Here is a 23858-nt window from a genome sequence, read left to right as displayed (position 1 = left end):
ACCTTCCGAGAACTACCTTGCTTATTAGGGATTGCTGATTAATTGTGATGTAACACGAATCGCCTCTTGTAGATTAAAGAGCTTTAAGCGCCGTTCACCAGCCTGATCTGACTGATGGAAGATCGCCTCAATCTCCTCCTCTAGTGAATGGTTTAGCTTGAGACGCTCTAAAATATCATCGAGCTGTCCAATGACGCTTTCGAAAAGGTGTATTTTTTCATATAGTAATTGTAAAATATCTTCCTCTACAGTTTGTTCCATATATAAATTGTAGATTTGGACATCTCGGGTTTGCCCCACGCGATGGATCCGCCCGATTCGCTGTTCTACCCGCATCGGGTTCCAAGGGAGGTCATAATTGATCATCTGATTGCAGAATTGCAGATTGATCCCTTCGCCACCTGCTTCTGTTGCGATGAGGACCTGTGCATGATTCTCGAAGAGCTGACGCATCCAATCCTTCTTGTTTCGCCGAAAGCCGCCACGGAAGGGGACGGAGCGAATTCCGTGGTCATATAGGATCTTTTGGAGCATATTCTGAGTGGCGCGATATTCAGTAAAGATAATCACCTTATCATTCATCTCACGAACCAGCTCGACCATCTTCATTGCTTTTGCATGCATGGTGATCTGTTGCAACTCTTGGGCAACTTGCTCCAGTTCGCTACGAAATGTTGAAGAAGCTGGTGCTTGATTGTAATAGTTGATCAAGGTAGAAAATGCAGCTTCCTTACTGGAACAAAACTCCCGCTGTAGAATCAGGAGCGGTAGACTTGGCACCTGAGTTTCTGTCAGCTCACGATAGTGCTGAAGAAGATCCTCAAGTCGTTCATATACTGCTTGTTCAATGGGGCTAAACTTGCAAGGAATATTGGTCACGATTCGTTGTACCTCATTATTCTGTTCTTCTTTGCGACGATTGCGGATCATCACCTTGCCCACCTCATGTTGTAGGATGCTAGTGTTTTTCGCCTTTCTTTTACCATCCTTATATTGAGCCTGAAAGGAACGTTCTCCTCCCAAATGCCCAGGCTTTAGGAGTGTAACGAGATTATAAATCTCATGGAGCTCGTTCTGAATAGGTGTGGCCGTGAGCAGCAGACAATACTTCTTCTTCAGTTGATTGGCGAACTGCCAATTATTCGTCTTTTTATTCTTCAGCTTGTGAGCTTCATCAATGATGATGAGATCATACTCTTGCTCTAATACATGGGAGCGATGAGGCTCTCGCTTTGCTGTATCTAAAGAGGCGACGAGGATATCATATTGCTTCCACATATACGCTTTCTTCTGGGCAACGGCAGGAATATCAAACTTTTGATTTAATTCAGCTGTCCATTGTGTAACCAGAGAGGATGGAGTTAAGATTAGAATCTTCTTGGCAAGACCACGAATGAGATATTCCTTCATAATCAAGGCAGCTTCGATGGTTTTACCCAATCCTACTTCATCGGCTAGGATGGCCCGTCCGTTCATTTCGTGAACTACACGATAGGCTGCTTCTACTTGATGAGGAAGTGGTTCAACCTTACTAAGGTACTTAAGGGATTGGAGCTGATCAAAATCATCGATCAGCGTATGGAGTGCCACCTGATGACTAAGCTGCATCCGCTCCCAGGAATCCCAGGGTCCATCTGTTTGTAGACGACGTTTGAAGGAACGAATAAGCTCGTGGGAGATAGTAATAGGAAGATCCATAATAGCCTCCTTTCCAGCAAAATGAATGTGGCGAAAATTGTTTTCAATATTACCAAAACATGATAGGATGATATAGAACAGTTCATGCATAGTATGAACGATATGGAACACTTTTATAAATGCATGGTGCGAATGAAGATGGCTGGAGAGACTATCCATGCCTCAATGAGATAAGTGATCCTTATCTCTGATTTTTTATGGAAGAAAGGATGCGTGGAGCAATGGATGAGCTAAAGCGAACCCCACTCTTTCCCGTTTACGCAGACTGGGGTGCCAAGCTAACAGACTTTGGTGGTTGGGAGTTACCTGTGCAGTTTTCAGGGATTAAAGAGGAGCATGAAGCAGTGCGTACCCGCGCAGGACTGTTTGATGTTTCGCACATGGGAGAGATTCTTGTCTCCGGATCAGATGCCTATCAATTTTTACAAAAGATGTTAACCAATGATTTAGCTCGTCTTAAAAAAGAACACACCATGTATGCTTTACTCTGCTATCCCCATGGTGGAACTGTAGATGATCTATTGGTCTATCAATTGGAGGAAAATGAATATTTACTCGTGGTGAATGCCTCCAATACTGCGAAAGACTACGCATGGCTCGAGGAACATGTAGAAGGGGATGTAAAACTAGAAAATCTCTCATCTCAATATGCACTCCTTGCCTTGCAAGGGCCAAAGGCTCTACAAGTATTGCAGAATTTGACAGCTGAAACCCTAGAAGAAATCGCACCCTTCTCCTTCCGTAATCATCTTCAGCTAGCTGGTGCCGAAGTGATGCTATCACGTACAGGCTATACAGGCGAGGATGGAATGGAAATTTACTGTAAGCCTGAGGATGCTATACAGCTATGGAATGACATTCTTGAAGCTGGTAAAGCAGAAAATGTGATCCCCTGCGGCTTAGGCGCACGCGATACACTTCGCTTCGAAGCAAAGCTCCCCCTTTATGGGCAGGAATTAAGCGAGGAGATCAACCCATTGGAGGCAGGCCTCGGCTTCGCAGTCAAACTGAATAAAGAGATTCCCTTCATCGGTCAGGACACATTAAAGCGCACTAAAGAAGAAGGCTTGAAACGCAAAGTGGTAGGAATCGAGATGATAGGACGTGGTATTCCTCGCCATGGCTATCCTGTCTTTCGTGGAGATCAAGAGATCGGTGTTGTGACCACAGGTACACAATCACCTACATTAGGTAAAAATGTGGGCTTAGCTCTCATCGAAACAGCATATACGGAGTTGGATACCTCTGTGGATGTAGAGATTCGGAACAAGCGCGTTGCTGCTAAGGTTGTTGCTACGCCATTCTATCGTCGCCCTCGAGACTAAGGAACTATGAAAAAGGAGTGATACCATGCAATTCCGTTATCTACCCATGACCGGTCAAGATCGGAAAGAGATGCTAGCGGTACTAGGATTAGATTCCATTGAGCCTTTATTGGCCGATATTCCAGCTGATGTACGTCTTCAACGGGAGTTAGCGTTGGAGCCTGCCATGTCAGAAGTGGAGCTTATTCGTCATATGAGTAAGCTATCTACTACCAATCGTTCTTTAGACGAGATGAGTTCCTTCCTAGGAGCAGGTATTTATGATCATTACATACCCAGTGTGGTTTCTCATATTACAGGTCGCTCTGAGTTTGCTACTGCTTATACTCCTTATCAACCGGAGATTAGTCAGGGTGAACTGCAGGCTATTTTTGAATACCAATCCATGATCTGTGAACTTACAGGTATGGAAGTGGCCAACTCCTCCATGTATGATGGAGCAACTGCGCTAGCAGAAGCAGCGGTGATGGTAGCTCATCATTCTAAGCGGAGTCGTATCCTAGTCTCCCGCGCTGTCCATCCTGAATCAAGGGAAGTGCTCGCTACCTATGGAAAGGGGCAAAACTTGGAGATTGCGGAGATCGGCTGGAAGGAAGGAATCACCGACTTAGCAGCACTAGAAGCTGCTCTCGATGAAGAGACAGCTGGTGTAATCATTCAATATCCCAACTTCTTCGGATCCATTGAAGATTTGGCGCAGATTGCCGAGCTTGTTCATGCTCATCAGGCCAATTTGATCGTAAGTGCCAATCCCCTTGCTCTTGCTTTATTAGAAGCACCAGGTAAACTTGGTGCCGATGTGGTTATTGGCGATGCTCAGCCCTTTGGAATCGCTCCTGCTTTCGGTGGACCTAGCTGTGGTTATTTCGCTACCACCAGCAAGTTAATGCGGAAAATGCCGGGTCGGATCGTAGGGCAGACCACTGATGATGCTGGCAATCGTGGGTTTGTTCTAACCTTGCAAGCAAGAGAACAGCATATTCGTCGGGAGAAGGCAACATCCAACATTTGCTCCAATCAGGCGCTTAATGCGTTGGCTGCTGCTGTGGCCATGACAGCATTGGGTAAGCAGGGAGCACAGGAGATGGCCCTCCTGAATCTTCATAAATCCCATTATGCATCGGAACAGCTAAAGCAGGTACCAGGGATTCAATTAGTCTTTTCATCTCCATTCTTTAATGAGTTTGTTATCCGACTCAATGTACCAGTGCGCACGGTGAATCAGCGCCTCTTAGAAGCTGGAATCATCGGTGGCTATGATTTAGGAAGAACCTATCCTGAATTGGAACAGCATATGCTGATCTGTGTTACGGAGAAACGGACGAAAGCAGAGATCGACCAACTAGTTCAAGTATTGGGGGGATTAGAAGATGCGTAAGGAGAAAGCCCTCATTTTTGAAATGAGTAAAACAGGTCGTGTTGCCTATAGCTTACCTGAGTGTGATGTTCCAGAGGTTTGTGTGACGGAGGTAATTCCTGCTGCAACATTGCGGGAAGAGCCTGCAGAGCTCCCAGAAGTCTCCGAATTACAGCTGATTCGCCATTATACTGAACTATCTCAACGGAATCATGGCGTGGATTCTGGTTTCTATCCCCTCGGTTCCTGTACGATGAAATATAATCCCAAGGTGAATGAAGATGTCGCTCGTCTCGCTGGCTTTGCGCAGATCCATCCCTATCAACCAGAGGAAAGTGTACAGGGTGCCCTTGCTCTTCTTCATCAATTGCAAGAGGATTTAGCGGAGATTACAGGCATGGATCAGGTTACATTACAGCCTGCTGCAGGTGCTCAAGGTGAATGGACGGGCTTGATGCTGATCCGTGCTTATCATGAGCATCGCGGAGAAGGGGCACAACGAACGAAGGTGATCGTTCCGGACTCCGCCCATGGAACCAACCCTGCTTCAGCCAATGTGGCAGGCTATGAGATCGTTACGGTTCCATCGGATGAACGTGGACTTGTTGACGTCGAGGCTTTACGCGGTGTCGTAGGTCCGGAGACTGCCGCCCTTATGCTCACCAATCCTAATACCCTAGGACTATTTGAAGAGGATATTGTGGAGATCGCCCAGGTGATTCATGAAGCAGGTGGCTTGGTTTACTATGATGGAGCCAATGCCAATGCCATTTTAGGTCTTACACGTCCAGGCGATATGGGCTTTGATGTGGTCCATTTGAATTTACATAAGACCTTTAGTACACCTCATGGTGGTGGCGGTCCTGGTGCAGGTCCCGTTGGTGTAAAGGAGTTTCTTGTACCTTTCTTACCAAAACCAAGAATTATCCAGCGTGAAGATGGTACCTATGGTTTAGAAGAGGATCTACCCTTATCCATTGGACGGGTGAAAGCCTACTACGGGAACTTTGGGATTCTCGTTCGTGCCTACGCCTATATTCGGACCATGGGACCGAAGGGTTTACGTCAGGTTTCTGAGGATGCCATCCTCAATGCCAACTATATGATGAGAAGACTTCAAGGCTATTACGATCTTCCTTATGATCGTCCATGTAAGCATGAGTTTGTTATCTCTGGTCATCAGCAGAAGAAACTAGGAGTACGTACATTGGATATTGCGAAGCGTCTCCTTGATTTTGGCTATCATCCACCAACAGTCTATTTCCCACTTATTGTGGAAGAGGCCTTGATGATTGAGCCCACAGATACTGAGGATAAAGAGACCTTGGATCGCTTCGTTGATACATTGATCCAAATTGCGAAAGAAGCAGAAGAGAACCCTGATATGGTTCGTGAAGCTCCCCATAGTACGGTGGTGGGTCGCTTAGATGAAGTGACCGCTGCTCGGAAGCCCATCGTGCGTTACCAAAGGGGTTAATAGGAGTTCAGTCTTATAGAAAGTTAAATTGATGATTGAATGGATTGATTTACGGATCCATAGAACAGTCAGCTCTTTGATCAACTCATCGTTAGGCAGGAGAATATATTATTCTCCTGCTTTTTTTATTGTTCACATGTGGTCGTTAACCCTCATCTCCAACCCTGCTGTGACGAAGCTCATGATCTAGGTAAATGTTCCTAACCAATGAAGAAGGTGCAGTTCTTCAGATAGGAAAAGAAGGTTCAAATTACATGAATAGCCATAATCTATAATAGTTGACATTTGGAAAGTGAGCGAATATAATCCAAATTAACACGATTACCCCTATGGGTATATTAGAAATGGAGGAATATTGGGATGAGCATTGTTGTGGATCAGATTGTGGATGCCAAGGGTTTATCATGTCCAATGCCAATTGTAAAGACGAAAAAAGCATTGGAAGGGTTGGAAGCAGGCCAGGTATTAGAGGTGCAAGCAACTGACCGAGGATCATTGGCAGATATTCAAGGTTTTGCTAAGACCACAGGTCACCATTATCTCGGGAGTTTAGATGAGGATGGTGTGTTAAAACATTATCTTCGCAAGGCAAATCTCAATGAACGTAAGGAAGAGACAACGTTCACCCAAGTAATTCATAATGATGAACTTCTACAGAAGCTCAATGAAAACGCAAACATCAAGATCATCGATGTCCGTGAGCCTGCGGAGTTTGCTTTTGGCCATATTCCGGGTGCCTTTTTAATTCCTTATCACCAATTAGAAGATAATCTAAATCAATTTTCCAAGGATGAAGAATATTATCTCATCTGCCGAACAGGCAATCGTAGCGACTATGCTTGTCAGCTTCTCCAAGAAAAGGGCATTACCAAGGTGAAGAATGTAATTCCAGGAATGTCCCAATGGCAAGGGCCTGTAGAAAGGCTATAAGATTTTTTCAAGAATCGAAGGAGGGGTATGGATGAGTATTCATGCGATGACAGCGGCGGAAGTGACACAGCGGTTGGTCGATGGTGAGCAACTTTTTATTCTAGATGTTCGCAATGGTGAGGAATATGAGAATTGGCGAATTGAAGGAAAGTATTTCACTTCCCTCAATATTCCATACTTTGAGCTTTTGGATGGTGTGGATCAGCTGGAAGGAAAGCTTCCGCAAGACGGACCCATCCTCGTCGCCTGTGCGAAGGAAGGCAGCTCAATCTTTGTGGCAGAACAGCTTACAGAAGCTGGCTATAAAAATCTCTTCTATTTAGCAGGTGGGATGAAGCAGTGGAGTGAGCAGTTGTATGAAAAGAAAGTATATGAAGATGGCCATGTGGTGGTTTATCAAGTGATCCGTGTGGGAAAAGGCTGCTTATCTTACCTCGTTATCTCTGGTGACGAAATGTTAATCATCGACCCTTCTCGATTTACACAGTTCTATCTGGATGTAGCAGAGCGGCTTAATGTGAAGATTACGCGGATTGCAGATTCTCATCTTCATGCGGACCATATCTCTGGCGGTCCAGCCTTAGCCCAGCTTACTGGCGCAACCTACTATCTGATGAAGAGTGAAGGGGCTGTTCTTCCATTTGAACCTTTGGAGCAGCATGAGCAGATTCAGTTTCAACAGGCGGAGCTAGAAGTGATCGCCTTAAAGACCCCTGGTCATACCCCAGGTAGTGTCTCCTTTTTCTTGAATCAGAAGCTGCTTTTCTCAGGGGATACCATATTTATCAGTGGCTTGGGTCGTCCCGATTTAGGAGGTCAGGTGCAGGAATGGGCAGAACAGCTCTATGATACCGTCTATACCAAGGTTGCAGAGATCGCTGATGATGTTTTAGTTTTACCAGCCCATTATGCCAATCTACAGGAAGAGATGAATGAACAGGGCTATATTGGCGCAGCTTTAGGATCCATTCGTCAGCGGAATCAGGAGATGTTCAATACCGATAAGGAGACGTTCTTGGAGAGGGTGGAGGAATCGGCTAGTCATGTAAAGCCACCTAATTTTACAGAGATTGTGTCCATTAATCGTGGTGTTCTTGAGCATGTGGATGAGGAGCGATTGGCTGAGCTGGAGATTGGCCCGAATCGTTGTGCTATAGGGGGGTCAGTCCCCCACTAATTTAACGCGTTAACGCACAGGGGGTCAGACCCCCTATAATATAAGGAGAAACCATATGGAACCCTTACTCTTTATAACGATCTTTCTCATTGGATTTATCGGCTCATTTATCTCAGGAATGGTAGGTATTGGTGGAGCCATTATTAAGTACCCCATGCTTCTCTACATTCCTCCCATGCTGGGATTACTAGCATTTACACCCCACGAAGTAGCAGGGATTACCGCAATACAGGTCTTCTTTTCAGCGCTGACTGGTGTCTGGGCCTATCGCAAGGGTGGTTATCTTAATACCAGTTTAATTATCTATATGGGTATCAGTATTCTCGTTGGAAGCTTTATCGGTGGGTATGGCTCCACATTTATGCCAGAGCGGGGGATCAATATCATCTATGCTATCATGGCTACACTGGCTGCCATTATGATGATGCTACCGCGTAAGGAGCGCGAGGATCAGTCAGGTGATCAAGTGCAATTTTCTAAAGGGATAGCGAGTACATTAGCGTTGATGATTGGAACTGCAGCAGGGGTGGTTGGAGCAGGTGGTGCCTTTCTCTTAGTTCCTGTGATGCTGGTTGTACTGAAAATTCCCATGCGTGTCACCATTGCTACATCCTTAGCAGTCACCTTTCTCTCCTCCATCGGAGCCACCGTTGGCAAGGTTGTTACCGGTCAGGTGCTCTTTCTACCTGCTGTCATCATGGTGATTGCCAGCGTGTTAGCAACACCACTGGGAGCTTGGGCGAGCAAGCGCACCAAAACCAGCGTATTACAAGGCATCTTAGCTACATTAATACTCGCCACCACAATAAAGATTTGGTGGGATATTCTATAGGGGGGTCAGTCCCCCGTTAATTTAACGCGCTAACGCGGCGGGGGACTGACCCCATTAAGGGGAGATGATGATTGAATACGTCAAACGAAAAGGCCACCTTGGTTGTTTTTAGTGGCGATCTCGATAAGGCCATTGCCAGCTTCATCATTGGTACAGGTGCTGCTGCCATGGGGAAAGAGGTGACCATGTTTTTCACCTTTTGGGGACTCAATCTATTACGGAAGCCAGAGCAGGTGAAGCTGAAGAAAACCTGGATTGAAAAAATGTTCGAAAAAATGATGCCCCGCGGTCCAGAAAAGCTAGGCTTGTCCAAGATGAATTATGGTGGTTTAGGAGCTAGGATGATGAAAGCAGTCATGAAGAAGAAACAGATCGCTTCATTGAATCAATTGATGGAGATGGCCAGAGATTTAGAGATCAAGATGGTGGCATGCACCATGTCCATGGATGTGATGGGGATTCGTGAAGAGGAACTAATCGATGGCTTAGAGTTTGCAGGTGTAGCAGCTTATCTAGCAGATGCAGAAGACGGCAAAGTGAATCTATTTATCTAGGGGTCAGTTCCCCGTTGCGGTAGTGTGTTAAAGCAATGGGGGACTGACCCCCTTTATTGATCAAATGGCGAAGATTCACTACAATAAAAGATACGAATAACTGTTCTCAAGTAATGGGATCAACTCTACCTACATTATTGCGTTAAAGCGATAGTGTAGTGGGGGACTGACCCCCAGGGGGAGTGGGCATGAATCGTCTCACAGGAAAAGCGGAAAATCTAGATGAATTGATTACAAAAATTCAAGGGATCCCAGAGTTAATGGAACAAGTGACGCATTGGCTAACCGTACCAGCACAGCCTGCTCGCACGGTACCTTTTCCCAATGAATTGCATCCCTTCCTCCGAAAAACGCTGGAGGAACGGGGAATCCATGAGCTCTATACCCATCAGGCCCAAGCCTTTGCAGCAGTCTTAGCAGGAAAGCATGTGGTAACGGTTACCCCTACCGCCTCAGGGAAGACCATGTGCTATAATCTGCCTGTTTTGCAAGGGATCTTGAAGAACCCTGATGCAAGGGCGCTCTATCTCTTTCCAACCAAGGCGCTGGCCCAGGATCAATTAGCTGAATTACAATCCTGGATCGAGCTGATGGGTGTGGATATTCGCACTCATACCTATGATGGTGATACACCACCCAATATTCGCCAGGTGATTCGCAAGGGCGGGCATATCGTTATCACCAATCCCGACATGCTCCATTCAGCCATCCTCCCCCATCATACCAAGTGGATTCAGATGTTTGAAAACCTTCATTATATTGTGATCGATGAGGTCCATAGCTATCGTGGGGTTTTTGGCAGTCATGTAGCCAACGTACTGCGTCGCTTAAAAAGGATCGCCCGCTACTATGGCTCCGATCCCCAGATTATCTGCGCATCTGCCACCATCGCCAATCCCCAGGAGCATGTGGAACGCTTAATCGAGGAACCTGTCCAAGTCATCAATGATAATGGGGCACCACGTGGGGAGAAGCATTTTGTCTTCTATAATCCACCAGTAGTGAACCCTACATTGGGGATTCGAAGAAGTAGCCTGTTGGAAGCACAGCAATTAGCAGCCCTACTCTTGAAAAATGAGATCCAAACCATTGTGTTCGCCCGTAGTCGTGTACAGGTGGAGCTGCTCCTTACTTACCTTCAGGCACTGACCAGTAAGGAACTTGGAAGCAAGCGGATCCGGGGCTATCGTGGCGGCTATCTGCCCAAGCTCCGCCGAGAAATTGAGCGTGGCTTACGATCAGGAGAGATTCAAGGTGTGGTGAGCACCAATGCCTTAGAGCTCGGGATCGATATTGGTCAGCTACAGGCCTGTGTCTTGACCGGCTATCCTGGTTCCATTGCCAGCACCTGGCAGCAGGCAGGAAGGGCGGGCCGCCGCATGGAGACCTCCATCGTCTTTCTCGTGGCCAGCTCCAATCCCTTGGACCAATTTGTGATTCAGCACCCCGATTTCTTTCTAGAGGGGACGCCTGAACAGGCACGGATCAATCCAGACAATCTAATCATTCTCGTCGATCATGTAAAATGTGCAGCCTATGAGCTCCCCTTTGAAGAAGGGGAATCCTTTGGTACGCTACCTGTGGATGAAGTTGCACAATTTTTAGTAGAAGAAGGAATTCTTCATCATTCAGGCGCCCGCTACTATTGGTCCAACTCCTCATTTCCAGCCCATAATATTAGCCTTCGTAGCACTGCCCAGGAGAATGTAGTGATTATTGACATCACCATCACGGGGCAGACCAAGGTTCTGGGCGAGGTGGATCGTTTTAGTGCCCTCACCTTAGTACATGAGGAGGCCATCTACCTCCATGAAGGTGTGCAATATCAAGTGGAGAAGCTAGATTATGAAGAGAAGAAGGCCTATGTTCGCCAGGTGGATGTGGATTATTACACCGATGCCAATCTTGCTGTTCAGCTGAAGGTATTGGAAGAGTTCACCGGGCAGGATCATACCTTTCACGCCAGTCATTATGGTGATGTGACGGTTAATGCCATGGCCACCATCTTCAAAAAGATCAAATTTAATACCCATGAGAATATCGGCTCTGGCCCCATCCATCTCCCAGAACAGGAGATACATACCTCTTCCTATTGGATTGCTCTCAAGGCAGAGGAGCTGCAAGAACTGGGGTGGTCTGAGGATCGCTTACGTCAGGCACTGGTGGGGGTGGCCCATCTCTTACAAAGTATTGCCCCTCTCTACGTGATGTCTGATCCCATGGATATCCGTGTGGTAGCACAGGTAAAAGCCGTTCATTCGGGACTGCCCACAATCTTTTTCTACGATCGCTATCCCGGTGGTGTGGGCTTAAGCGAGCACCTTTTTCAGGTAGAACATGCCTTATTACAGCATGCCATCCAGTTGATTAAGGATTGTGGTTGTTCCCAGGGTTGCCCATCCTGTACAGGGCCTGTTGAAGAAACAGGCTTGACAGGTAAAGGTGATGCCCTTCATTTATTAAAACGCTTGGTGGAAGGATGATGGGTGTTGAATTTGCGTGAACGATTACAACGCATGGTCCCAAAGCCCTCATCATCTCCTTCCCATAAACAAGGAAATACACAGCGGGAGGAGCTGAAGCTTGGGACAGAGTTCACGTCTGCAAAGTTTCAGCTTTTCCAGGGAGAGGATGGCAGCTTTGTAGGGCGTTCTTATCTATATCCCTTGAATACACAGCATGGAAAGATGCAGCTGGCACAAGCCTATGACATCGATTTACAGCAGATTGCTACAATCTATCCGTTTCTTCCCAAAGTGGTGGATGAGAAGAAACCATGGCTTCAGCAGTTGCTCTTCTTTGATACAGAAACCACAGGCTTATCCCAAGGAAGTGGTACGCTCATCTTTCTCCTAGGCTTCGGCTATTTTACAGCGGAGGGCTTTCGGTTCGAGCAATGGTTCCTGCCTCATTGGGAGGGGGAGCATGCCTTTCTCACCGCATTCGTGGAGCGACTGCAAGCCTTTCCCGTTGTTACCTCCTTTAATGGAAAAGCCTTCGATTGGAATCTACTGCAGACCCGGCTGCTCTATCAACGTATTCATCTAACAGAGCAGCCTCGTCAGCTGGATCTCCTCTATATGGCACGCCGTCTCTGGCGTAAGGAGCTGGACAACTGCTCTTTAGCGCAGATTGAAGAGGATAAGTTAGGTGTCATACGTCATGATGATGTTCCAGGACGAGAGGTACCGGAGCGCTACTTCAAGTTTGTCAATGAAGGAGATAGTACGGGTCTTTTCCCAGTCTTTCAGCATAATGAATGGGATATCCTTTCCCTTGTCACCTTGTTCCACCATCTCTATACCCTACTGCAAATGGAGTCCAACTCTCACGACGAGATGGGGGCTGGTTCATATGTCTTACCAACACCGTATGAGTCGGTGGCATTGGGGAGAATCCATGAGGATCGGAAGAAAAATCAGCAAGCCGAGCGCTATTATACTCATTCTTTAACAGTAGACAATGCTGAGGATTGGGTGGCACACCGATTAACCCTCGCTCGATTTTATAAGAGAAATGCTGACTGGCCCAATGCGGTTACCCTATGGCAGGAATGTCTCGACGAGAATCGGCCTTTCACCTTGGAGCCCTATGTAGAACTGGCCAAGTATTATGAGCATCAGCAGAATGATTATGGCAGTGCCTTCACCTATACCTGGGATGGTCTCAGCAGATTGAAGCAAACACTTACCACAGCACGAACTGTCCGTCAAGAGGAAGAGTTAATTAAACGCTTGGTACGATTAGAAAAAAAGATGGGAACCCATGCAAGGAAATAAGTAGAGAAATGAATGGAATGGTAAGAGAACCCCCTTTTCAGTGGAAGAGGGGGTTCTAATTATCTAAAACTAGTAGTAATTCCATATATTTGATTATGTTTGTTAAAAGTGTTTGTATATAGAAAATACTTGATAATAATATACAGAGGAGAAGAGAGAGACATGAAAAGAATGGTCTTGATAGAACTAAGGCACTACGTTCAAAGAAACGAATTCCTATTCTCTTTTCTCCTATTATTACTATTTTCCATTGGTAGCTTCAACATCCCTTGCTCTACCAGTTGATCTATTCTTTCTTAATCGCTATCACTGGGGCACTCTTAGCACTGTTTATCTATTCTCTCTACTTCGTATTCAATCAGGGACGTTTTATCCTCTTGGGTGGTGTTTTTCTTGGATATTTGGTAGTGGATATTGCATTGGATGTCCTCGGAGGATTTCGCCATAAGTTAACCAATTTATTGATGGGAAATACAGGTAGCATTTGGGTGCTGGGCGCTTGGCTTGTATTTTTGTTATTAAGTAGTCTTTTATTCATAAAGTGGAGGGGTCTGTCGTCTGTCTATAAGGATCATTCTATATCCGCTTTTTCTATTTTTTATAACCCCCTTAGTCATCTTGAATATAAGTAAGCTTACGCGGATGGCCAATCGGATTCAGATTGTTGTACGCATGACACCCGAGCAACTATGGAGCTTTCAACTAAGAGGTTCAGGCTTCTATCTTGTTACGCTCACTCTTTCTTTTCATCTCCTTGTACTGCTGCTCATTATCTTCACTGGTTATGGGAAGGAGATCGATCTTTTCTTCCTTCTATTCATGTTGCAAGGATGGTTATCTCAATTATTAGGCTGTTTTTTACTGGTTCTAATATACCATCTGATGATGCTACAACTTCAATCCGTGGCAATTTTGATCTTTCTACTAATATTGATCATGCTTCTATGGTGGCTGGGGAAAAGATATTTCAGAGCAATGGATATTCGCTGGGGTGAATAATCATGGAGAATCGGTTGAAAAAAATATGACCTCTTATCATTGGCGCCATACTCTTTGCCCTGTTCAACAGCTGGTACTTCACCAATATGTATATGTATGCTGGCGATGTACAAGATATCGCCATTTAAGGCAGGGATTGCTCCATGTGTCCATCTATCTTGGGATTCAATGGATTGTTGTAATTTTTGGGGGCTTGATGATGGGCTGGGCACCTGTGGAAGATGGAAATAGTATCGTGGTGATTCTATGGATCTATTTCTTCCAGGTATTGATGTTGACTCTTCTCTTATGGGGTATGTATGTACTTTCACTATTCATGGATCTATTTCATGGGTTCGTCATTGTGACAGTTTTCCAGCTATGTTCAGTATTATTGGCGGGACTGTTGATTGAATGGCTTCCGATGCTGGAAGGATTGTTACTTTGGCTCCCCTTTGTACATACCTTGTATGCATGGCATGATCCGATTGCTCTTACTCCCATGGTCTTGGAGTTGAACTATCATATTGTCGGATTCCATCTCATCGATTCACTAAGCTTTTTGCTCATTGGGTTACTTATTATCGTCTTCATAGGAAACAGGCGTTTCAATCAAATGGATCTGATCTGAGGAGGTGATTTTCAATGAGTGTAGTACAGTTAATCGAAGTTAGTAAAGTGATTAAGAAACAGCCTATTCTCCAAGATATTAATCTAACATTGGAGCGTGCAACTATCTATGGATTCTTTGGTCGGAACGGATTAGGGAAGACCATGTTATTTCGTGCGATCAGCGGCTTAATTAAGCCAAGCAGTGGCACGATTCTATTCAATGGAAAGCAACTATACCATGATATTTCCTTTCCAGAAAGCATTGGGGTGATTATTGAAAACCCAGCATTCTGGGAGGAGTATACAGGGCTAGAAAATCTGAAGATTCTTGCATCAATTCAGCAAAAGATTAGCTTGGAAGAGATTAAGGCAGCGATTCGCCGAGTTGGTTTGGAGCCAGAAGATCGTCGTCCTGTAAAAAAATACTCGCTAGGTATGAAGCAACGACTTGCCATTGCTCAAGCAGTGATGGAAGCTCCTGACTTATTAGTGCTCGATGAGCCTACCAATGCATTGGATGAAGAGGGTCTTCAGCTTGTAAGAACAATTTTAAGAGAGGAACGGAAGCGAGGAGCGACCATTCTCATTGCGAGTCATAATAAGGACGATATTCAATTGCTAGCTGATGTGAAGTATGAGGTCCTTGAGACTCCCACGTCTAAAGACGCAAGCCCTCTACCTTACGGTATCCGGGTGGGATTCTTGCATGACTAAGCGTTCGCAGTCCATTTCTGTTTTGAACAGCCTGCAAGATGAGGGCATCTCATTGCCCCTCCTAAGACAGTGCATCTAGCATCTTAGGCTGATTGACTATGACCATCAATCACAGGTGCGTATCGAATATTCATCGCACCGACTAAATCCCTATGTTTCTGGAAGCCACATTCGCATGTATATTTCCGGTCCTGTGCCTTATTTTTAGCGGAACACTTTGGACATGTTTGACTTGTGTAGGCAGGATTCACATACTCCACTTTAATACCCGCTAAATTCGCTTTGTATTCAATAAATTGAGACAAGCGATAGAATGACCAGTTGTGCAAATTCTTTTCGTTTTTACGGCTTGTTCTTGCCGTCTGTCGGATGTTCGCTAATTGTTCTAAGCGAATGACAGAAATCTTATTTTCTTTAGCAAAATTGATGATTGCACGGCTAACCTTGTGGTCTTGGTCTTTCATATATCGTTGTTCTTTATCATCGAGATTGCGAATGGCGTTTAATTTCTTTAGTTTCCCTAATTTCTTGCGTTTGGATTTGAACATACGTCGGACATACTTGTTCTGTCTGCCATTCCCAAAGAAACGGACCTTTTCATCCTCTGTTACCGCAACCGCAGGGACTTTCAAACCTAAATCTACGCCCATTGTCTTTGTTCCTGTTTCTTCACTTCTAGGAATGGTGACGGAAATTTGTGCAATCCATTTGTTTGATTTTTTTGTGATACGAAGTGTACCTAATTGGTGCTTCAACAAATCGAAAGTACGGTTATGTTTATCCACCAACAATGCACGAATAGGCACTTTCTTTGCTTTTCCATCCATCATCAAAGGTAGATTGATATAAGAGGAGTCCAATGAATAGTTTTGGTTATTCCATACGCAAACAGGTTTCTTGAGGATAGGAATCATCGTGTATTTACTTTTCTTCACTTTTTGAAACACGCTTTTTGCATCTTGAATTGCTTGGTTTTTCACTGCACTTGGAAGATGTGCAGGGACATCTTTTGTCGTCTTTTTCGTGCTTTTCTTTTCAGCGACCATTTCAGAAACAAGTGTGTTCATTGTAGAGATATATTCTTTGCCCATAGCGGTTAAGATAGAGGTTTGTTCTTTTGTTGGAAGCAATTTGACTTTCACTGTGATTGTTTGTGACATACGTTTCACCCCCCTTGTTTTTTGCCATTATACCAGCAGGACTAAGTGTTGGCAGTGCATTTAGAAACATATGTGTATGGTCTTTATCACACTCTAAAGCAACAATGACAGCTTCTAATTCTTCACATATTTCTTGTACCAACTGTTTGAAGCGTTTCTCTACATCAGCACGAAGGAATATTTTCCTTCTATATCGAGGGCAAAAAAACGAAATGATACTTATTTAATGATACGGTTGTGTTTGTTCGTCTGTATTCGTTCATATGCACATTGTATCGGTTGATTAATAAAACTACAGCAATGAGATATGAAAAAAAGTGAGGTTACGTTTTGGATACTTGCAGTACCACTAACATACGGTTTCCTGTGATATTCCGTATCCAACCTCACTTTCATCCCACCCCTAAAGGGTGTGCTATCGCACAATAGTGGGCTTTCACGTTCGGAAAATCGGTAATGGAAGTGTGATGATCCAGAATGATTCATCAGACCAAGTGGATGAATTGCAGACGTATGAAGCATTGAAATTTGCAACGTTTACGTGGATTCAAGGTGAGTAAAAACTACGTTAAAATAAGTTCAATAGTTTGAATAGTTTCCTGTACGAAACTTTATTTTACTATTGCAAATTGAGAATGATTATCATACAATATTAAATAACCAAGGGCGGATTTCTAAATTTTTTTTCATTAAAAATTTGCATGAGGGAAAGATACATTCCCATATGCGGACAAATGTGAAAGAAGTATGAATGAATCGTGGTTATTGAACAATGTATTTAAGGAGAGGTGAGTCCATTGAAGAAGAGTAAGCAAGCCATACTATCATTATTATTAATTGGGATGTTGTTGATTAGCGTAGGATGTAGTTCTGACAGTGTTCAGCAAAGAGGGGAAAATACTGGGGACAGCGATGGGAAGATCATCGTTGTGACCACCATTGGGCAGATTGCAGATATGGTAGAACAGGTAGGCGGTGAGTATGTTGAGGTCCGTGGTTTAATGGGACCTGGTGTTGACCCTCATCTTTATAAAGCATCGCAAGGGGATATTGCCAAGATGGAAGCTGCCGAAATCATTTTTTATAACGGGCTTAATTTAGAAGGAAAGATGGCTGATATCTTTGTGCGCATGGCGAGTCAAAAGCCAGCCATCGCTGTTTCAGAATACTTAGGCGATGAGGAATTGATGGAGCCAGAAGCATTTGCTGGTCACTATGATCCCCATATTTGGTTTGATCTTAATCTCTGGAAGAGAGCAGCTGAACGGGTTCGCGATGGACTGATTGAGCTAGCTCCCGAGCATCGAGCAGATTTCGAGCAGAATGCTGAGGCATACATGACACAGCTCGAAGAATTACATCAGTATGCTTTAGAGAGCATTGCCACTATTCCTGAAGAGTCCCGTGTCTTGGTCACCGCCCATGATGCCTTTGGGTATTTTGGCGAAGCATATGGGATGGAAGTAGTGGGTCTGCAGGGGATCAGTACCGATGCTGAGTATGGTGTGATGGATGTTCAGAATCTTGTAGAGATGTTAGTGGAACGGAAGATTAAAGCGGTCTTCATCGAGTCGAGTGTCCCACCAACCGCCATTGAAGCAGTAGTTGAAGGAGCCAAGGTACAAGGACATGAGGTGAAAATTGGAGGCGAGCTTTTCTCCGATGCCATGGGGGAAGCAGGTACACCAGAAGGCACCTTCCTCGGGATGTTCCGTCATAATGTGAATACTATTGTTCAGGCATTACGTTAGGAAGGAGAGGTGAAGTAGATGGAATCAAGCAAGGAACCGATCTTGGACGTGCTGGATATGAGCATTGCTTATCATAAACAGCGGGTGGTGGAGGAGGTGAGCTTTCAGATTCCTCCAGGTAAATTGGTAGGTATTATAGGACCCAATGGTGCAGGAAAGTCCACCTTGATTAAAGGAATTTTAGAGTTTATTCCTACGCTTTCAGGTGAGGTGAAGATCGCTGGTAAACCATTGCGTCAGCAACGGAAGCTGGTGGGATATGTCCCGCAACGAGGTTCGGTGGATTGGGATTTTCCTACCACAGCACTAGATGTGGTGGTGATGGGGCGCTACGGTCAGATCGGGATGATGCGCCGTGTCAAGAAGGAAGACAAGGCGCTGGCCTATGCGATGCTAGAGAAAGTTGGGATGGCGCCGTTTGCCAATCGGCAAATCAGTCAGCTATCAGGTGGGCAACAACAACGGGTCTTTTTAGCACGGGCTTTGGCACAGAATGCGCAGCTCTACTTTATGGATGAACCATTTGTCGGCGTGGATGCAGCTACCGAGAAGGCCATTATTACTTTGTTAACTCATTTAAAACAAGAGGGTAAGACGGTGATTGTGGTCCATCATGATCTCCAAACGGTTCAGGATTATTTTGATTGGGTTATACTCTTGAATAAGTGCCTTATTGCCATTGGTCCAACAGAAGAAGTCTTTACGATGGACCGCTTGCAGCATACCTATGGAGGACGTCTTACTCAGCTAAGTGAGATGGGCGAAATGGCCATCTTACAGGGGAGGTGAGCAGGATGTGGGACACATGGATTCACTTGATTCAACAGCCCAATTTTCAATGGGTGATGATGGCTTGTCTCTTGCTTGGAATTAGCAGTGGCGTAATGGGAAGCTTTGCTTATCTCCGACGTTATTCATTAATCGGTGATGTGATGGCCCATGCCACACTGCCTGGGATCGTCATCGCCTTTATGCTAACTGGGAGTAAGAGCTTAGGATGGCTCTTGCTAGGCGCTGCTGTTGCTGCATGGTTAAGCTCAACTTGTATTACAATCATCACGAAATACTCACGGATTAAGCAAGATGCAGCTCTAGGGATTGTGTTGACCTCCTTTTATGGCTTGGGAATTGTGCTCTTAACACGGGTGGCTCACTCTGGATCAGGAAATCAGAGCGGTTTAGATGCATTTCTCTTTGGTAAGGCGGCATCCTTGGTTAAAGAGGATGTGATGTGGATGGGTAGTATCGCTCTCTTTGTCATCACCCTTACATTTCTTTTCTTTAAAGAACTGAAGGTGATTAGCTTTGATCGAGAGTTTGCCACCGGATTAGGCTATCCTGTGGTCTTGATTGAGCAGATGATGATGTGGCTCATCGTTTTGACGGTGGTGATTGGCCTTCAAGCTGTAGGGGTGGTCCTCATGTCAGCTCTTCTCATCATTCCTGCTGTGGCCGCTCGTTACTGGACAGAACGTTTGGATGTGATGGTCATCTTAGCTGGACTTTTTGGTGGTCTCTCTGGTTTATTGGGTACTTTTCTAAGTGCATTGACACCACGGATGCCCACGGGGCCTGTGATTGTATTAATGGCAGTCGGTATTTTTGTCATCAGTCTGCTCTTCGCCCCACAACGAGGCCTCTTGATGGAAAAGCTACGTAAACTACGGATTAAGCAGGCCTATGTGGAAGAACGGATGGAAAGGAAGGAGGCGAGGATGATTGAGTCATGATCTTTGGGTGATTTTGATTGGTTCTCTCGTAGCCGGCTCCTGTGGATTGATCGGGAGTCTGATGGTCTTGCGGAAGCTCTCCATGGTTGGTGATGCCATCAGCCATGCGGTCTTACCAGGGATTGTCATCGCCTTTCTCTTTAGTAATAGCATGTCTACACCAGTGATGGTGTTGGGAGCAGCAGTATTTGGCTTGCTTGCAACCATCTTTATTCAAGGGATGGAGCATCTCGGGATCCAAACGGAAGCGGCTATTGGAATTAGCTTTACAGCTCTCTTTGCCATGGGAGTGGTTCTGCTATCGCTCTTTGCCGATAGTGTTCATCTTGATTTACAGCATGTTCTCTATGGCGAGATTGCCTATGAACCTTACTATCTTATCACTTTAGGAGGGATTACATTACCGAAGGCGGTTTGGGTCATGGGAAGCGTGTTTCTCATTACCCTATTTCTAATCTTCCTATTTTATAAGGAGTTGAAGATCACCTCATTCGATCCATTACTGGCAAGTTCTCTAGGGATTCCCGTACTTTTCTTTCATTATCTAGCCATGGGTTTAGTCTCCCTCAATACGGTGGCTGCCTTTGAGAGTGTAGGGGCGATCCTCGTCGTTGCTATGTTGATTGTTCCTGGGGCCATCGCCTACCTATGGACCAATCGTTTTCATAGGATGCTCGTATTGAGTGTGTTCTTCGGTGTATTATCTGCAGTCTCAGGTTATTGGTTAGCTGCTTTGTTTGATGTGAGCATCGCAGGAATGATGAGCGTATCTGCTGCTCTTCTCTTCATCTTCAGCTTTTGTTTTTCACCGAACCAAGGGATCTTTATTCGCTATTTACTACGGAAACGTATACGTGAAAGCGCCAATTAAGTTGGCGCTTTTTTCTTTGTACACTTAGACCTAATTTCACAAAAAAATAGGTCGAAAGTTTCTTGACAATATCTCGTCAAAAACAATATCTAGAAACGAAGAAAATTTACCACACAATATATTGATTTTTTTCACGAAAATATGGTATGGTGAATAAGACTTTAAAAGCATGTCCAGGTACATATTTTGATATTTTTCGAGATCATCAAGTGATTATTCTGCCTGGAAGAATTGGTGGAGGTGTCAAGATGGACGCAGCGAAGTACCAGTTGGAAGGTCTTAGTGAAAAGATCTTTTTGGATCGTTATGCCATGAAGGATTTGGACGCAGAGAATCTACATGTAGGGGATACGGTCATTGCTTTAACCAAGGACGACCCCAAATTTCCAAAGAAAGAAGTTGGAGAGATTCTCGATAAAGAAGAGGGCTTTGTTCATGTTCAATTACGGAGTGGTGAAGTGATCAAGGTGAAGAAAGAGCATTGTATGAAGCCATTAGAGACCAATCCAGTTCAAATGTGGGATCGTTTGGCTCGTGCCATTGCTGCAGTGGAGAAGCCAGAGAAGCAGGAAGAGTGGACCGAGAAGTTCCGCTATCTGCTAGAAGATTGGAAGTTGGTTCCTGGCGGCCGTATTGCTGCAGGTGCAGGAGCTAGTGATGAATTGACACTCTTTAACTGTTATGTCATCCCTTCACCGAAGGATAGCCGTGGTGGAATTATGGCCACACTTTCTGAAATGACAGAGATTATGTCCCGTGGCGGTGGTGTAGGAATTAACCTAAGCTCATTACGTCCACGCCGTTCCCTTGTACGAGGTGTGAATGGTTCCTCAAGCGGTTCAGTCTCTTGGGGAGGACTCTTTAGTTATACCACCGGTTTAATCGAGCAAGGTGGCTCTCGTCGCGGTGCCTTGATGTTGATGTTGAATGACTGGCACCCTGATCTACTAGAATTCATCCGGGTAAAACAAGATAATACACAGATCACCAATGCCAACCTTTCCGTTGCCATCAGTGATGCCTTCATGCAAGCAGTGAAGGAGGATCAGGAATGGGATCTTCTCTTCCCCGACACCTCTGATCCTGAATATGATGAGCTCTGGGATGGCGACCTCAATAAATGGAAGGAACAAGGCAAAAAGGTCGTCGTTTATAAAACCGTGAAAGCCCGCCATATCTGGCATCAGATTATTGAATCAGCCTGGAAATCAGCCGAGCCTGGTGTTGTTTTCCTTGAATACTACAATAAAATGTCCAATAGCTGGTATTTTAATCCCATCATCTCCACCAATCCCTGTGCAGAGCAAGGCTTACCTGCTTGGGGTGTCTGCAATCTTTCTTCCATAAATTTAGCCAAATTCGTCAAGGATGGCGAGGTAGAGTGGGACAAGCTTGGAGAAGTGGTACGCCTATCTGTCCGCTTCTTGGATAATGTCATCGATGCTACCCCTTACCATTTTGAAGAGAATTATAAGAATCAAATGAATGAGCGTCGTGTTGGTCTTGGGAGTATGGGCCTTGCCGAAATGCTAATCCAATTGAAGATCCGCTATGGAAGTCCAGAATCCTTAGAGTTTCTTGATAAGCTCTATGGTTTCATTGCGAAGGAAGCCTACCTTGCCTCTACAGAGATTGCTGAAGAGAAGGGCTCTTTTAAGGCTTTTGACGTGGATAAATATTTACAAAGTGGATTCATACAAGGGATGGATGCAGAAGTGCATGAAGCCATTCGTACGAAGGGAATCCGTAATGTAACCTTGTTAACCCAAGCACCAACAGGTTCCACCGGGACGATGGTTGGTACTTCAACAGGGATTGAACCTTACTACGCCTTCGAATATTTCCGCCAAAGCCGTCTTGGCTTGGACAAGCAGTATGTGCCCATCATGAAAAATTGGCTGGATGAGCATCCTGATGAGGAGGTACCCGATTACTTCGTTACTGCCATGGATCTCTCTGCGGATGATCATATTCGCGTCCAAGCATCGATTCAACGTTGGGTGGATTCCTCCATTAGTAAAACAGCCAATGCACCTGCTGATTTTACCGTGGAAGAAACAAAAGCACTCTATGAATATGCCTATGATCTCGGCTGTAAGGGTGTAACCATCTATCGTGATGGTAGCCGTGACGAACAAGTATTATTGACCAGTAAGGATACCAAGGATGAGAAGAAACAGGAAGTGAAGCAAGAGGAGAATGGGAAAGAGTACCGCCGTCGTCCTAAAGTGCTCCAGGGTGCTACCTATAAGATGGTAACGCCATTGGGGAAAGCCTATATCACCATCAATGATGTTGAAGGCAAGCCCTTTGAAGTAATCGTCAATGTTGGAAAGGCTGGTAGTGACGTATTTGCCATGGCAGAGGCCCTTGGACGGGTTTCCACGCTCTTCCTTCGCTTTGGTGAACTGCCTAATGGTAATAAGTCTCATCTTCTGATTAAGCACCTTAAGGGAATTGGTGGCTCAGGCGCTGTAGGCTTTGGTCCTAATCGTGTTGAATCTGTGGCTGATGCAGTGGCGAAGGCGTTAGAATTCCATATCCATGGCGGTGAAGAGGAGATGAGGCATAATCATGCATATGAAGAAGAGACAGCTACCCTCCAGCCAGCAGAGCATGATGAATTTTTAGATCTGGATGATGACCTACCAGAAAGCTTCGACCTCTGTCCAGAGTGCGGCTCCGCATCCCTCATCAATGAAGAAGGTTGTAAGCACTGCGCTAATTGTGGCTATTCAAGATGCTAAGTCATCGTCATTATTGCAAGGATAATAAAGATCGCGAATCTCGCAGAGACTCAGGAATATCGCAAAGACGGTAATTAATGTACAATTCGTTAAACAAGAGGGGCGTTCCCATGATCAGTTCATCTGATCGATGGAAACGCCCCTTTCTATTGGCCTTTTCTTATTC

The 23858-nt window shown here is 45.1% G+C and carries 19 protein-coding genes and 1 pseudogene; 17 read left to right on the top strand and 3 right to left on the bottom strand.

Annotated features, from left to right (window positions below; translation table 11 throughout):
* Positions 1-24 precede the first annotated feature (24 nt).
* Positions 25-1701, bottom strand: a complete 1677-nt coding sequence (locus BN1691_RS11190; protein WP_390621649.1) for a DEAD/DEAH box helicase — start codon at positions 1699-1701, stop codon at positions 25-27.
* Between the two features lie 218 nt (positions 1702-1919).
* Here BN1691_RS11190 and gcvT point away from each other — a divergent pair, with 218 nt between their 5' ends.
* The 12 genes from gcvT to BN1691_RS11130 all read left to right on the top strand — a co-directional run bounded on the left by gcvT (position 1920) and on the right by BN1691_RS11130 (position 15433).
* Positions 1920-3023 carry a glycine cleavage system aminomethyltransferase GcvT gene (gcvT, locus tag BN1691_RS11185; protein ID WP_048602291.1) on the top strand — a complete coding sequence of 368 codons (1104 nt, stop codon included), beginning with the start codon at positions 1920-1922 and terminating at the stop codon, positions 3021-3023.
* A 25-nt stretch (positions 3024-3048) separates the two neighbouring features.
* Positions 3049-4401 carry an aminomethyl-transferring glycine dehydrogenase subunit GcvPA gene (gcvPA, locus tag BN1691_RS11180; protein WP_048602290.1) on the top strand — a complete coding sequence of 451 codons (1353 nt, stop codon included), beginning with the start codon at positions 3049-3051 and terminating at the stop codon, positions 4399-4401.
* Positions 4394-5857 (top strand): aminomethyl-transferring glycine dehydrogenase subunit GcvPB, encoded by a 1464-nt coding sequence (gene gcvPB / locus BN1691_RS11175; RefSeq protein ID WP_048602289.1) that lies wholly within the window; start codon positions 4394-4396, stop codon positions 5855-5857. The genes gcvPA and gcvPB overlap by 8 nt, the downstream gene beginning before the upstream one ends.
* A 360-nt stretch (positions 5858-6217) precedes the next feature.
* Entirely contained in the window at positions 6218-6787 is a 570-nt protein-coding gene (locus BN1691_RS11170) for a sulfurtransferase TusA family protein (protein ID WP_048602288.1), read from the top strand.
* Between the two features lie 31 nt (positions 6788-6818).
* Complete coding sequence (locus BN1691_RS11165; RefSeq protein ID WP_048602287.1) at positions 6819-7964, top strand: MBL fold metallo-hydrolase; 1146 nt, start codon at positions 6819-6821, stop codon at positions 7962-7964.
* A gap of 55 nt (positions 7965-8019) precedes the next feature.
* On the top strand, positions 8020-8796 hold the full coding sequence (locus BN1691_RS11160; RefSeq protein ID WP_048602286.1) for a sulfite exporter TauE/SafE family protein: 777 nt from the start codon (positions 8020-8022) through the stop codon (positions 8794-8796).
* Between the two features lie 71 nt (positions 8797-8867).
* The gene (locus BN1691_RS11155) at positions 8868-9350 is read left to right on the top strand and encodes a DsrE/DsrF/DrsH-like family protein (protein WP_048602285.1); all 483 of its coding nucleotides are present in this window, start codon (positions 8868-8870) and stop codon (positions 9348-9350) included.
* A 188-nt stretch (positions 9351-9538) separates the two neighbouring features.
* Complete coding sequence (locus BN1691_RS11150; RefSeq protein ID WP_048602284.1) at positions 9539-11833, top strand: DEAD/DEAH box helicase; 2295 nt, start codon at positions 9539-9541, stop codon at positions 11831-11833.
* Positions 11834-11839: 6 nt separating this feature from the next.
* Positions 11840-13129: a ribonuclease H-like domain-containing protein gene (locus BN1691_RS11145; RefSeq protein WP_048602283.1), complete on the top strand. Its 1290-nt coding sequence runs from the start codon at positions 11840-11842 to the stop codon at positions 13127-13129.
* Between the two features lie 642 nt (positions 13130-13771).
* The gene (locus BN1691_RS11140; RefSeq protein WP_048602282.1) at positions 13772-14128 is read left to right on the top strand and encodes a hypothetical protein; all 357 of its coding nucleotides are present in this window, start codon (positions 13772-13774) and stop codon (positions 14126-14128) included.
* Complete coding sequence (locus BN1691_RS11135; protein WP_147545852.1) at positions 14121-14738, top strand: hypothetical protein; 618 nt, start codon at positions 14121-14123, stop codon at positions 14736-14738. Before BN1691_RS11140 ends, BN1691_RS11135 begins: the two co-directional genes overlap by 8 nt.
* Before the next feature lie 14 nt (positions 14739-14752).
* Entirely contained in the window at positions 14753-15433 is a 681-nt protein-coding gene (locus BN1691_RS11130; protein WP_076850182.1) for an ATP-binding cassette domain-containing protein, read from the top strand.
* An 83-nt stretch (positions 15434-15516) separates the two neighbouring features.
* Here BN1691_RS11130 and BN1691_RS11125 read toward each other — a convergent pair whose 3' ends face one another.
* Together BN1691_RS11125 and tnpA are read right to left on the bottom strand one after the other, a co-directional pair.
* Positions 15517-16593: an RNA-guided endonuclease TnpB family protein gene (locus tag BN1691_RS11125; protein ID WP_048602280.1), complete on the bottom strand. Its 1077-nt coding sequence runs from the start codon at positions 16591-16593 to the stop codon at positions 15517-15519.
* A pseudogene (gene tnpA, locus BN1691_RS14195) lies at positions 16481-16856 on the bottom strand (IS200/IS605 family transposase). The gene BN1691_RS11125 and the pseudogene tnpA overlap by 113 nt, the downstream one beginning before the upstream one ends.
* Before the next feature lie 534 nt (positions 16857-17390).
* Here tnpA and BN1691_RS11120 point away from each other — a divergent pair.
* From BN1691_RS11120 to BN1691_RS11100, 5 genes are all read left to right on the top strand, one after another.
* Positions 17391-18344: a metal ABC transporter solute-binding protein, Zn/Mn family gene (locus BN1691_RS11120; RefSeq protein ID WP_231638398.1), complete on the top strand. Its 954-nt coding sequence runs from the start codon at positions 17391-17393 to the stop codon at positions 18342-18344.
* Positions 18345-18362: 18 nt separating this feature from the next.
* Positions 18363-19133 (top strand): metal ABC transporter ATP-binding protein, encoded by a 771-nt coding sequence (locus tag BN1691_RS11115; RefSeq protein WP_048602278.1) that lies wholly within the window; start codon positions 18363-18365, stop codon positions 19131-19133.
* Positions 19134-19138: 5 nt separating this feature from the next.
* Positions 19139-20074, top strand: a complete 936-nt coding sequence (locus tag BN1691_RS11110) for a metal ABC transporter permease (RefSeq protein ID WP_048602277.1) — start codon at positions 19139-19141, stop codon at positions 20072-20074.
* Positions 20064-20945: a metal ABC transporter permease gene (locus BN1691_RS11105; protein WP_048602276.1), complete on the top strand. Its 882-nt coding sequence runs from the start codon at positions 20064-20066 to the stop codon at positions 20943-20945. The genes BN1691_RS11110 and BN1691_RS11105 overlap by 11 nt, the downstream gene beginning before the upstream one ends.
* A 248-nt stretch (positions 20946-21193) precedes the next feature.
* Positions 21194-23692, top strand: coding sequence for an adenosylcobalamin-dependent ribonucleoside-diphosphate reductase (locus tag BN1691_RS11100; protein WP_048602806.1), 2499 nt, complete (start codon positions 21194-21196; stop codon positions 23690-23692).
* Positions 23693-23858 lie beyond the last annotated feature (166 nt).

It is taken from the genome of Rubeoparvulum massiliense, from assembly GCF_001049895.1.
Lineage (GTDB): Bacteria > Bacillota > Bacilli > Rubeoparvulales > Rubeoparvulaceae > Rubeoparvulum > Rubeoparvulum massiliense.
Note: the sequence above shows the minus strand (reverse complement) of the source record. Positions and strands in the feature narration are given on the sequence as shown.